This window comes from Exiguobacterium sp. s80, assembly GCF_018618725.1.
In the GTDB taxonomy this organism is placed as follows: Bacteria; Bacillota; Bacilli; order Exiguobacteriales; family Exiguobacteriaceae; genus Exiguobacterium_A; species Exiguobacterium_A oxidotolerans.
This window is the reverse complement of record NZ_JACSMP010000001.1, coordinates 1,136,271-1,148,867: the sequence shown is the minus strand read 5'-3', so window position 1 is coordinate 1,148,867 and position 12,597 is coordinate 1,136,271. Positions and strand designations below refer to the sequence as shown.

Annotated in this window: 14 protein-coding genes; 13 read left to right on the top strand and 1 reads right to left on the bottom strand. The window is 47.4% G+C overall.

What is annotated here, in order from left to right; translation table 11 throughout:
• The first annotated feature begins 53 nt into the window (after window positions 1–53).
• A complete protein-coding gene (gene acpP / locus KNP94_RS06095) occupies window positions 54–293 on the top strand; it encodes an acyl carrier protein (RefSeq protein ID WP_012370777.1) in 240 nt (79 codons plus the stop codon).
• Between the two features lie 57 nt (window positions 294–350).
• Entirely contained in the window at window positions 351–1,121 is a 771-nt protein-coding gene (rnc, locus tag KNP94_RS06090) for a ribonuclease III (protein ID WP_088837388.1), read from the top strand.
• Window positions 1,122–1,180: 59 nt separating this feature from the next.
• On the opposite strand, the gene KNP94_RS06085 is transcribed toward rnc, so the two are convergent.
• Window positions 1,181–1,381: a DUF1128 family protein gene (locus KNP94_RS06085; RefSeq protein WP_029330856.1), complete on the bottom strand. Its 201-nt coding sequence runs from the start codon at window positions 1,379–1,381 to the stop codon at window positions 1,181–1,183.
• Between the two features lie 126 nt (window positions 1,382–1,507).
• On the opposite strand from KNP94_RS06085, the gene smc reads away from it, so the two are divergent.
• The 11 genes from smc (at window position 1,508) to KNP94_RS06030 (ending at window position 12,586) form a co-directional block, all read left to right on the top strand.
• Window positions 1,508–5,077 (top strand): chromosome segregation protein SMC, encoded by a 3,570-nt coding sequence (gene smc / locus KNP94_RS06080; RefSeq protein WP_215115424.1) that lies wholly within the window; start codon window positions 1,508–1,510, stop codon window positions 5,075–5,077.
• Window positions 5,074–6,078 (top strand): signal recognition particle-docking protein FtsY, encoded by a 1,005-nt coding sequence (ftsY, locus tag KNP94_RS06075; RefSeq protein ID WP_088837386.1) that lies wholly within the window; start codon window positions 5,074–5,076, stop codon window positions 6,076–6,078. Before smc ends, ftsY begins: the two co-directional genes overlap by 4 nt.
• A 101-nt stretch (window positions 6,079–6,179) precedes the next feature.
• Window positions 6,180–6,500: a putative DNA-binding protein gene (locus KNP94_RS06070; protein ID WP_088837385.1), complete on the top strand. Its 321-nt coding sequence runs from the start codon at window positions 6,180–6,182 to the stop codon at window positions 6,498–6,500.
• Window positions 6,501–6,512: 12 nt separating this feature from the next.
• Entirely contained in the window at window positions 6,513–7,865 is a 1,353-nt protein-coding gene (gene ffh, locus KNP94_RS06065) for a signal recognition particle protein (protein ID WP_214765163.1), read from the top strand.
• A 93-nt stretch (window positions 7,866–7,958) separates the two neighbouring features.
• Complete coding sequence (rpsP, locus tag KNP94_RS06060) at window positions 7,959–8,234, top strand: 30S ribosomal protein S16 (RefSeq protein ID WP_012370770.1); 276 nt, start codon at window positions 7,959–7,961, stop codon at window positions 8,232–8,234.
• Window positions 8,235–8,320: 86 nt separating this feature from the next.
• Window positions 8,321–8,830, top strand: a complete 510-nt coding sequence (rimM, locus tag KNP94_RS06055) for a ribosome maturation factor RimM (RefSeq protein ID WP_029330851.1) — start codon at window positions 8,321–8,323, stop codon at window positions 8,828–8,830.
• Window positions 8,827–9,555: a tRNA (guanosine(37)-N1)-methyltransferase TrmD gene (gene trmD, locus KNP94_RS06050; RefSeq protein ID WP_214807322.1), complete on the top strand. Its 729-nt coding sequence runs from the start codon at window positions 8,827–8,829 to the stop codon at window positions 9,553–9,555. Before rimM ends, trmD begins: the two co-directional genes overlap by 4 nt.
• Before the next feature lie 112 nt (window positions 9,556–9,667).
• Window positions 9,668–10,021, top strand: coding sequence for a 50S ribosomal protein L19 (gene rplS, locus KNP94_RS06045; RefSeq protein ID WP_088837381.1), 354 nt, complete (start codon window positions 9,668–9,670; stop codon window positions 10,019–10,021).
• A gap of 100 nt (window positions 10,022–10,121) precedes the next feature.
• Window positions 10,122–10,661, top strand: a complete 540-nt coding sequence (gene lepB, locus KNP94_RS06040) for a signal peptidase I (RefSeq protein ID WP_088837380.1) — start codon at window positions 10,122–10,124, stop codon at window positions 10,659–10,661.
• A 244-nt stretch (window positions 10,662–10,905) separates the two neighbouring features.
• Window positions 10,906–11,772, top strand: coding sequence for a ribosome biogenesis GTPase YlqF (gene ylqF, locus KNP94_RS06035; RefSeq protein ID WP_088837379.1), 867 nt, complete (start codon window positions 10,906–10,908; stop codon window positions 11,770–11,772).
• Window positions 11,773–11,833: 61 nt separating this feature from the next.
• The gene (locus KNP94_RS06030) at window positions 11,834–12,586 is read left to right on the top strand and encodes a ribonuclease HII (protein ID WP_088837378.1); all 753 of its coding nucleotides are present in this window, start codon (window positions 11,834–11,836) and stop codon (window positions 12,584–12,586) included.
• Window positions 12,587–12,597 lie beyond the last annotated feature (11 nt).

Here is a 12,597-nt window from a genome sequence, read left to right as displayed (position 1 = left end):
ACTTTGCCAAATCGGCAATCATCTTATATACTCAACTCATGGAGGGATTTCAAATGACAAAAGAACAAATTTTAGTAGACGTACAAGAGGCAATCGCAGAAAAATTAGGTAAAGAGCAAAGTGAAATCACACTCGATAAATCGTTCAAAGACGATCTCGGTGCAGATTCACTTGAAGTAATGGAACTCGTTATGGATCTCGAAGATAAATTCGAAATCACAATCGAAGACGATCAAGCAGAAAACTTGAAGACTGTCGGCGATGTCGTCAGCTACATCGAAACACAAGTCTAATCATTGACGCTGACCCACCGTTCTTTTGCGGTGGGATTTAGCTGTTTAGGAGGAATTATGACGAATCAAAAAGGACGTCGTGTCCGAAAAGGACCTTACGTAAAACGTCGAAAAGATGCGCGGACGTTTGCTCAAATCGAGCAAAAATTCGAAGAGTTACAAACGCGCCTTTCGATTCATTTTTCAAATGTCGAATTGTTGAAGCAAGCGTTTACCCATTCTTCGTTCGTCAATGAACAACGTGAATCGGATGGGGATAACGAACGACTTGAATTTTTAGGGGATGCGGTCTTAGAATTGACGGTCTCAAGATATTTATTTGAACACTACCCGGAACGTTCCGAGGGGGAATTAACAAAACTGCGAGCAGCTATCGTGTGTGAACCATCGCTCGTCCAGTTTGCCAATCATTATGAATTCTCTGACATGATTTTGCTAGGTAAAGGGGAAGAACTGACAGGCGGACGAAATCGGCCAGCATTACTTGCTGACGTATTTGAAGCGTTTATCGGTGCACTTTATCTTGACCAAGGCATTGAAGCAGCAGAACGATTCCTCGCCGAAGCGGTTTTTCCGAAAGTGGCATCTGGTTTCTTCGAAGAGCAGACAGACTTCAAGAGCCAATTACAAGAAGCGATCCAACGGGTCGGACTCGGACAAATTGAATACGAAATCATCGAAGAGCGTGGTCCCGCACATAGCCGGGAATTCATCTCGCGTGTTCAAGTCCCGGATAAGCTTGAAGGAATCGGGACCGGTCGTTCGAAAAAAGAAGCAGAACAGCAAGCAGCGAAACAAGCCTTGCTTGAGCTGAAAAAACAATTTTAAGTAAAAAAACCATATAAAAAAAGGCGCCCGATTGGGAACGCCTTTTTTTATATGGTTTCTTACACCGTCTTCAGTGATTTTAGTTCATCGACGATTGCATCGACCTCAGCGAGTGATAACGATTCACGCATCATGACGAACTCATAAATTTCTTTTAAGTCGTCATTTTTCGTGCCGTCGAACTGCTCGGCTTTGATGACGCCTTTATTAATAATATTTAATTTATCCAAGATTGCTTCAATCATTTGTTCAATTGTCATATCGTTGAATTCTCCTCTTCACGTCTTTACCGTTAACATTACCATAAAACCTACCATTTTGTAGACCTTTCGGCTATGGTAAACTAAAAGAAAATTAAAAGAAATTTAAACATACGGGTGGTAAAGATGTACTTAAAACGAATTGAAATCAACGGCTTCAAATCTTTTGCGAGCCGGACAGAACTTGACTTCCTACCGGGAGTGACGGCAGTCGTCGGACCGAACGGTAGTGGGAAGTCGAATATATCGGATGCAGTGCGCTGGGTGCTCGGTGAGCAATCGGCTAAATCATTACGCGGCGCGAAGATGGAAGATGTCATCTTCGCCGGCAGTATGTCAGAACATCGAAAGCAGTTCGCAGAAGTAACACTTGTCCTCGATAATGAGTCGGGAACGGTTGCGTTACCTTACCAAGAGTTGAGCGTGACGCGACGCGTCAGTCGAAATGGAGACAGTGATTATTTTCTTAATAAAAAACCATGTCGCTTGAAGGACGTCCTTGATCTCTTCATGGATACGGGACTGTCCCGTGATGCCTTCGCAATCATTGGTCAAGGACGTGTCGAACAAGTCATCTCCGGGAAACCGGAAGAGCGGCGGTCCGTCATCGAAGAGGCGGCGGGTGTCTTAAAATACCGGCACCGGAAAAAACAAGCGGAGCGGAAGTTGAGTGACACGGAAACGAATCTCTCACGTGTCGATGATATTTTATTTGAACTCGGTGGACGAATCGAACCGTTACGAGAACAAGCAGCGCTTGCAAAAGAGTATCTGATTGCCCGCGACCGGTTCGACTTTTTAGAACGTGGCATCATTGCAGAAGAAATTCAAAACTATATGGAACAAATTGCCCGATTGACGACGGAAATCGAAACGTTTGAGCGTGAGTTGTCAAATGAACAGGCACGTCTTGAGAAAACGCAAACCTCGAGAGAAGAACAAGAAACGATGCTTGAAAACATTCGCCGGACAGAGACAGAGATGCAGGAACGGTTACGAACCGTCTCGACGACGCTCGTTGAAATTCAAGGTTCGCTGAACTTGGCAAAAGAACGTGAGAAACATGGGACGCAAATGAAAGAGCGTTTAGAACAAGAAGTGGCGACACTTGAAGCGCGCGTTTCCCTAATTGAGGATGAGGCGAAAAAAGCAGTTCGCTTACGAGACGAAACGAAGCAAACATACGAGGAAACTGTCAAACGTCGTGAACAAGCAGATGCCGCATTAACGTATTCGGACCGTGATTTTGAAAAAGAAGCAGAGCAACTACGGTCTGAAGCGTTTGAAGTAGCGAGTCGGCTGGCGGCGACGAATAACGCCTATAACCGAGCAAAACAAGATTTACAGAGTGCGGAAGAGTTACGCCGGACGTTCGCGGAAGGGACAGGGTCGAAACAATCGGCGCAAACAGCTTATACGGCCGAGGTCGACCGACTAGAAGCGAGCTCTTTCAACGTGCGGCAACAGCTCGATGCTTTAGTGGCGGAAGAGACGCAAGTTGAAACGAAACAACACGAACAGCGAACGATGATGACGCAAGTCGAACGATCCATCGTCGATCTCCATCGCCGGCGTGATAAAACAGAAGACCGGATTGAATTTTTGGAGTCCGTCAAGGCAGATTACAGTGGTTATTTCGGTGCCGTCAAAACGATTTTGAAACAGCGTGATCACATTTCAGGAATATATGGAGCGGTTGCCGAATTGATTTCCGTACCGGCCCGATATGAAGCGGCGATCGAAACGGCACTCGGTGGAGCGATGCAAAACGTCGTCGTCGATACAGACGCGACAGGGCGGAAATTGATTCAGGAATTACGCCGTCTAAATGCGGGACGGGCGACGTTCATGCCGCTCAGTTCGATTCAACGGCGCGATTTGAATCAATCGGTTCGCAATCAACTATCTGCGATGCAAGGATACATCGGCGTTGCGAGTGAACTCGTGACGACGACCGATGAGCTGACGAAATTAAAACAGAACTTGCTCGGGACGACGCTTGTCGTCGAATCGCTTGAACAAGCGAACGCGATTGCCCGTGCAACGGGACATCGGTATCGGCTCGTGACGCTCGACGGAGATGTCGTCAACGTCGGTGGTTCGATGACAGGGGGGAGCCGGAAAAAAGGGACGCCACTCTTTAGTCAATCACGGGAGTTAGACGAACTCCGCGAAGGGCTGACGCAAGGACAGGCGGTCATTCGTGAACAAGAGCGCCGCCTCGCGGAGATGAAAGTAGTAGATGAACAATTGAACGTTACGCTTGAGACGCTTGCGCAAGAAATGAAAACGACGCGAACGACACTTGAATCACTTCGGGATGAATTGACGGAGGCGAAACATGGTCTCGCAATCACAGCTTCGGAACTGTCCGTCCAAGATGGCCAGTTGCAACGGTTGGCGGAGCAAGAACGGGAAGCGAAGGCGACGATTGAACAAGCTGAGCACGATATCGCGAACTTGACGAAGCGGCAACAAGAACTCAGACGTGATCTCGATCAGCTAAAAGAGGCACAGGCACGGGGTGCTGTGACAATCGAAGACTTGAAACAACAACAAGCAGATGCCTTGCTCGAAGAACGGACAATGATCTTGAAGTTAGATCAAGTCAATCGTGAAGTCGAACGAATCGAAGAATCGTTGAATCATGCGAAACTCGAACGGAGTCATAAGCGGCGTGATTTAAAACATGTGCTCGAAGGGTTTGGTGAAGGTCAAATCGAAGCATTGCATGCAGAGCAGGCGCAGATGCTTAAAGAACAAACAACGGTTGAACAAGAATTGAAAGCAATCACGGACCAAATCCAACGTGACGGCGAAAGTTTACGACTTCTACGGATCCGTGAAGCGAAGCTGAAAGAGGAGCAACAGTCGGCGAAACAACAAGTCGATCAAGCGCGCCTCAACCACGGCAGAATCAGTACACGTCTTGAAACACGTCAAGAAATGCTCGACGAGATGGGGCTGATTCTCGAATTGATTGAACCGCTGACGATTCCATTCGAAGAGGCGAAAGAGGAAGTACACCTGCTCAAGCGTCAATTAGAAGAAATCGGAGTTGTTAATATCGGTGCGATTGAAGAGTTCGCTGAAGTCGATCAACGGTTTACGTTCCTCTCGACGCAACGTGATGACTTAGTGACGGCGAAAACGGATTTATATGCCGTCATCGATGAGATGGATCGTGAAGTCGTCCGACTCTTTAAAGAGACGTTTACGGCTGTACGGGAACACTTCCGTGAGACATTCCGCGAATTGTTCGGTGGAGGAGAAGCGGACTTGATTCTTGTCGATCCGAGCGACCTCTTGACGAGCGGGATCGACATCGTCGCGAAACCACCGGGTAAAAAACTACAGAACTTGTCACTCTTATCTGGTGGGGAACGCGCGTTGACGGCGATTGCCTTGTTGTTCGCGATTTTGAAGACGCGTCCCGTCCCGTTTTGTGTCCTTGATGAGGTCGAAGCAGCTCTTGACGAAGCGAACGTTGCCCGGTTCGGTGAGTTCGTTCATCAGTTGGCGCGTGATACACAATTCATCATCATCACACACCGGAAAGGTACGATGGAGTCAGCGGATGTTTTATACGGCGTGACGATGCAACAAAACGGTATTTCGGAAGTGTTATCCGTTAAACTAGAAGAGGCACGGCGAACATTGACTGAAGAAGTAGAATCAAAGGAGCTAAAACAATGAGTTTTTTTAAGAAACTAAAAGACCGGTTGACGACGTCGACACAAGAAGTCACGTCTAAGTTTACGGAAGGGTTGTCGAAGACGCGTGACGGGCTTGCGAGTGCCGTCAATGATCTCGTCTACCGTTTCCGGGAAGTCGATGAAGAATTTTTTGAAGAGTTAGAAGAAGTGCTGATTCAAGCTGACGTCGGTGTGACGACGACGATGGATTTGGTCGAAAAATTAAAGATTGAAGTCAAACGAAAAAATGTTAAAGATACAAAAGAAGTCCGTGATGTACTCGTCGAAGTCGTCGCCAACATGTTGATTGAAGAAGAAGAAACGGAACTTGATTTAGACCACGACCTCAGTGTCATCTTATTCGTGGGTGTCAATGGCGTCGGAAAAACGACGACGATCGGGAAACTTGCGAATCGCCTGAAAAATGAAGGGAAAACGGTCATGCTCGCAGCAGGGGATACATTCCGAGCAGGCGCCATCGATCAGTTGCAAGTCTGGGGCGAGCGCTCCGGCGTACCGGTCATCCGTCAGGGAGAAGGATCAGATCCTGCTGCCGTCGTCTTCGATGCTGTCCAAGCGGCAAAAGCGCGGAAAGTCGATGTCTTGATTTGTGATACGGCAGGACGTCTGCAAAACAAAGTCAATTTGATGAATGAACTCGAGAAAGTCAAACGGGTCATCGAACGTGAAATTCCAGGCGCACCACACGAAGTCCTGCTTGCGCTCGACGCGACGACCGGACAAAATGCGATGGTGCAAGCCAAAGCGTTCAAACAAGCGACGAATGTCAGCGGCATCGTCTTGACGAAGCTTGACGGGACAGCAAAAGGTGGCATCGTTCTCGCGATTAAGAATGAACTGAATCTCCCCGTGAAGTTCGTTGGATTAGGTGAAAAGATTGACGATCTCCAACCGTTTAATGCCGAGCAATTCGTCCACGGTCTCTTCGGTGACGTATTCGAAGAAAAGCAAACGACGGACGAGGCACCGGAAGAGGAATAAGCTAGGTTTGCTTGTAAAGAAAAAAACTTGACAACACACTGTGAGGGCTGTACTATACTATCTGTAAAGGAATTTCACTTAACAACCGTGGAGGTGCTCGGATGACACTTGATAAAACGAACCGGATGAATTATCTGATTGACTTTTATCAGGAGCTTTTGACGCCGAAACAACGAAATTATATGTCACTCTATTATTTAGATGATTTTTCGTTAGGTGAAATCGCCGATGAGTTTGAAGTCAGCCGACAAGCAGTCTACGACAACATAAAACGTACGGAAGCGATGCTTGAGCAATATGAAGAACGACTTTCCTTGTTTCAAAAATATGAGCAGCGAAAGATCCTTCTTGATGAACTGAAGCAGCTCGACCTTCCAAGCGAGGCACTGGTGACGATTGAATCACTGGAGCAATTAGAGTAGGAGGCATCATCAATGGCATTCGAAGGATTATCGGAACGGCTTCAAGCCAGTCTCGCCAAAATGCGAGGTAAAGGTAAAATTTCTGAAGCGGACGTAAAGGAAATGATGCGTGAGGTCCGCCTCGCGTTGTTAGAAGCCGACGTCAACTTCAAAGTAGTGAAACAGTTCGTAAATGATGTGAAGGAGCGCGCCGTCGGTCAAGATGTGATGACGTCTCTAACACCCGGTCAACAAGTCGTCAAAATCGTCCATGACGAATTGACGAAATTGATGGGGGAAGAAGTATCTCCGTTGACGCTCGCTAACCGTCCGCCGACAGTCATTATGATGACTGGTCTTCAAGGGGCAGGTAAAACGACGACAACCGGAAAACTCGCCAATCATTTACGAAAAAAACACAATCGCAGTCCACTGCTCGTCGCAGCGGATATTTACCGTCCGGCTGCGATTAAACAACTTGAGACGCTAGGAAAACAACTTGAATTACCGGTCTTCTCAATGGGAGATCAGGTAAGTCCACAAGAAATCGTAACCGGCGCGCTCGACTATGCAAAAGAGCATCACCACGATATCGTGTTGATCGATACGGCGGGACGCTTACATGTCGATGAGGACCTCATGCAGGAACTTGTCGATGTGAAGGAAATCGCCAAGCCTAACGAAATCTTCCTTGTCGTCGACTCGATGACGGGTCAGGATGCGGTCAATGTCGCACAAAGCTTTAATGAAAAGCTCGGCGTGACAGGGGTCGTCCTGACGAAACTCGACGGAGATACTCGAGGCGGAGCAGCACTCTCCATCAAGGCAGTCACCGGAGCACCGATTAAGTTCGTCGGTCTTGGAGAGAAGCTAGACGCAATCGAGCCATTCTACCCAGAGCGGATGGCGTCACGGATTCTCGGTATGGGAGATATGTTAACGCTGATTGAAAAAGCAGAGTTCCAAATGGACGCAACACGCGCCAAGGAGCTCGAAGGCAAAATGCGCGATGCATCGTTCACGTTTGACGATTTCATCGAGCAGTTGCAGCAAGTGAAACAGATGGGTCCTTTGGATGAGTTGTTAGGAATGATTCCGGGTGCCGGTAAAGGAAAGATGAAGGGCTTGAAAAATGCTCAAATCGATGAGAAGCAACTTGTTTATGTCGAAGCGATTATTCAATCGATGACAAAACGGGAGCGGACTGAACCGGAAATCCTCAATGCGAGTCGCCGGAAACGGATTGCGCGCGGCAGTGGTCGTAGCATTCAAGAAGTGAACCGGTTGATCAAGCAATTTGAAGACATGCGGAAGATGATGAAACAATTCTCCGGCCAAATGGGCAAAGGGAAAAAGAAAGGCGGCTTTGGCCTCCCATTCTTCTAAAAGTCTTTTCTCTTTTGCTGTAACGTTGTATACTAGTGAAGTTGTCAATTTGACTAAACCAAAAAACTATTTAATATCTGGAGGGACTTACGAATGGCAGTTAAAATTCGTCTTAAGCGCATGGGCGCAAACAAATCACCTTTCTACCGTGTGGTAGTAGCAGACTCACGTGCACCACGTGATGGTCGTTTCATCGAGCAAATCGGATACTACAACCCGGTTGCTAAACCAGAAGCAGAAGTAAAACTTAACGAAGAGCTCGCTCTTAAATGGCTCGCTGAAGGTGCTAAACCATCAGACACAGTTCGTAACCTCTTCTCAAAAGCTGGTATCATGGAGAAATTCCACAACGCGAAACTCGCGAAGTAAGACATTTGGAGGTGAGCGAAAGCTTACCTCCTTTTTGTTGCAGAAAAATAGAAGAATGACGATTTTAAAGGAAGGAAGTGAAGAAGATGCAATGGTTAGAAGTCGCGAAAATCGCGAATACACACGGTCTAAAGGGAGAATTGAAGTTACTTGCGAGTACCGATTTTCCGGAAGAACGCTTTAAAGTCGGAAATGACGTATTTCTCGAGACGGAGGGGACGTATGTACCGCTGACGGTGAGCAGTTACCGGAAACATAAACAATTCGTCATGGTGACCTTCAAAGGAATGCATCACATCAACGACGTCGAAAAGTATAAAGGGATGAAACTTTTCGTGCAGCCGGAAGTCTTACAAGAGCTCGGAGAAAATGAATATTACTACCACGAAATCATCGGTTGCGACGTCTATGACGGAGATGAGAAAATCGGGGTCGTCTCGGAAATCTTAGAGACCGGAGCAAACGATGTCTGGACGATTAAACGTCCGGGAAAAAAAGACGTCTTGATTCCGTACATCGAACAAGTCGTCGCGTCGATCGATGTGCAAGAAAAGCGGATTCAAATCACACCATTACCTGGATTGATTGAAGGATGAACATCAAAGTCTTGACGCTTTTTCCAGATATGTTCACAGCACTCGATCATTCAATCGTCGGACGGGCACAAGAAGATGCGCGGATACATCTCGAGTACATTAACTTCCGAGACTATTCGACGAATCGACATGGGCGCGTCGATGATTCTCCTTACGGGGGTGGTGCTGGGATGTTGTTGACGCCGCAACCTGTTTTTGACGCTGTTGCGGCCTTGCCGAAAGCGAACCGTCGCATCGTTGCGATGACACCGACAGGACAGCGGTTTAATCAAGCAGTAGCGGAAGAATGGGCGCAGGAATCGGAACTTGTTTTCTTATGTGGACATTATGAAGGATTTGATCAACGGATTCATGACGAACTGGTGACGGATGAAGTGTCGCTTGGAGACTTCGTTTTGACGGGAGGGGAATTAGCTGCGATGACGATGATTGATGCCGTCGTCCGTTTGTTACCTGATGTCCTCGGCAAGTCGGCCAGTCATGAAGACGATTCATTTTCGACCGGATTGCTCGAATACCCCCATTATACCCGTCCTGCCGACTATAACGGATTAAGGGTACCGGACGTCTTATTATCCGGGAATCATGCAAAAATCGAGCAGTGGCGAAGACAGCAAGCCTTGAAGCGGACGCTCGAGCGACGTCCTGATTTACTCGAGACAGCCGAGCTGTCCGCAAGTGATTTAAAGTACCTTCAGTCAATTTCAGGATTGTCAAAAGAATGAAATTGTGATAAGTTAAAACATGTGGCAAAAGCCACCTATTAACGATGTTCCGCTGTTGGATGCAATAAGCAAATGAAGATAAGAACATTGGTGAAAAAAGGAGAAATCATTCATGAACACACAACAATTGTTCCGTGAAATTACACAAGAACAAATCAAGTCAGACGTCCCTTCGTTCCGTCCTGGGGATACAGTCCGTGTACACGTTAAAGTCGTCGAGGGTACGCGTGAGCGGATCCAGCTTTTCGAAGGCGTAGTCATCAAACGTCACGGTGGCGGCATCAGTGAAACTTTCACAGTCCGTAAGATTTCTTACGGAGTTGGCGTAGAGCGTGCTTTCCCGCTCCACTCACCACGTGTTGCACAAGTTGAAGTCGTTCGTTACGGTAAAGTCCGTCGTGCGAAACTTTACTACCTCCGTAACCTTCGTGGTAAAGCGGCGCGTATTAAAGAAGTTCGTCGTTAATCATGTGAAAAAGTGGCTTGTCCTCGGACAAGCTTCTTTTTTTTATCGTTTATGCGTATACTAAGTCTAGGTTAAAGATTTAATCAAAGGAGTGGAACGCGTGAAGGAGTTATTTAGTTGGGTAAAGGCGCTTGTCGTAGCGCTCGTGATTGCGTTCATCATCCGAACGTTTCTATTCGTCCCGGTCATCGTGGACGGCGAGTCGATGATGCCGACACTGCACAATTCAGACCGAATGGTCGTCAATAAGGTTCCCTATTACTTTAATGAACCAGAGCGTGGCGATATCGTCGTCTTCCATGCGACGGAAACACGTGACTATATTAAACGTGTCATCGCTGTCCCAGGCGATACGCTGTACTACAAGGATGATATGCTGTATATCAACGACAAAAAAGTGGAAGAACCGTATTTAAAAGAATTTAAAGCACAAATGAACGGTGTTCCGTTGACGGAAGACTTTACGTTAGAAGAACGGACTGGCGAAACGAAAGTACCGGCCGGTAAAGTATTCGTCATGGGAGATAACCGTCAAAACTCGAAAGACAGCCGTGACATCGGGTTCGTCGATGAAGATCAAATCGTCGGAACGACAAATTTCGTCTTTTATCCGTTCGGTGATTTACGATCAGTTGATTAAAAAATCATGGGCGCGTAGTAAGGTGAGTCTAGCAGAAACAGCTCCATCAACCGTGCGTTTGATGGAACAAGGTCAGGAATTGAGTAGTGTCCGCACGACACTACTTCTTTTCTTGGCTTTTTTTGCGTATACTAAGGGATGGATCGTTTCTTGAGAACGAAGTGACGGTAACTGAAGCATGTCTTACCGCGTCACACAACATGAAGTTAGCAGTCCAGTAATATGATGAGTTGAGGTGGAATATATGACGATACAATGGTTCCCTGGTCACATGGCGAAAGCACGTCGTGAAGTCCAGGAAAAATTAAAATTAATCGACGTCGTCATCGAATTGGTCGATGCACGTCTCCCGATGTCGAGTCGCAATCCGATGGTCGAGCAAATTACGGCAGGAAAACCGCGGTTAATCGTCTTGAACAAAGCCGATATGGCTGATGCGCGTTTGACGGAGCGCTGGATGAAAGCCCTTCGTAAGGATGGAGTCGATGTCATCGCTGTCGATGCGAAACACAATAAGGGTCTCGGACAAATTCATGAAGGTGCATTACGCCTGATGAAAGAAAAACATGATCGCATGCGTGAAAAGGGACGAAATCCGAGTGCGATTCGAGCGTTGATCATCGGCATCCCGAACGTCGGGAAATCAACATTAATCAATCGCCTTGCCGGACGAAACATTGCCATCACGGGTGACCGCCCGGGTGTGACGAAACGTCAGCAATGGATCAAAATGAAGACAGGTGAGATGGAGTTGCTCGATACACCAGGTATTCTCTGGCCGAAATTCGACGATCAGTTGGTTGGCTATCGTCTAGCAGCAACAGGTGCAATCAAAGATGATATCTTAAACATCGATGACATCGCGCTGTTTGCCATCCGTGAGCTCAAATCGCGTTATCCGGAGCAATTGATGGAACGCTATCGCTTAGACGATGTGTCCGGTGAAGCCGTCGATGTACTAGAAGCAATCGGGAACAAACGAGGGTTCAATTCAGGTGGATACGTCGATTTCGAACGGACGAGCGAGATGTTGTTACATGAGCTACGGACGGAAAAAGTCGGACGTGTGACACTTGAAACAGTCGAAGAATGGGCAACAACAGCAGAATAAGACGAGCTTGGAACCTTCTCTAGAAGGTCCAAGCTTTTTTCGAAATAGGAGTGAACGTCAGATGAAGATTCAAGACTTAAGAGAACGTCTCAAAGGGATTTCACGCGAACAATTCGCAGCCATCGAACAGGATCTGATGCATGATGAACGAAAAGGAATCAGGCTGTTATTGAAACAAACAAGCCGTCGCCTCGATCTCGAAGAACAATTGCGCCTCAGTTTTATTGAACGCTCGCAGTTCGAAGAAGCTTACCGGGCGCAGGGGTGGGAGAAGATTGCTGGTGTCGATGAGGTCGGGCGAGGTCCGCTTGCTGGACCTGTCGTCGCGGCAGCAGTCATCTTACCAAAAGATTTTTATCACCCCGCGTTGACGGACTCAAAACAAATGTCAAAAAAACAACGGCAACTGGCGTATCAGCATATTCGTAAAGTCGCAGAGGTCGCCATCGGCATCATCGAACCAGCAGAAATTGACCGGATCAATATTTACCAAGCCTCGAAACAGGCGATGTTACAAGCGGTGAATGGCGTGTCTGCCGAGGCATTGCTCGTCGATGCGATGGAGCTTGATCTCAATCTACCTCAAACGTCACTGATTAAAGGGGATGCGCGTAGCATCTCAATCGCAGCGGCGAGCGTCATTGCGAAGGAAACGCGTGATGCGATGATGGAGGACTATGCGAAACAGTATCCGGGATACGGGTTTGAGCAACATGCAGGGTACGGGACAGCACAGCATTTGCAGGCACTCGATACATACGGTGTGACACCGATTCATCGCAAAACGTTTAAACCGGTTCTTGATCGACTCTAGGAGGTGAATGC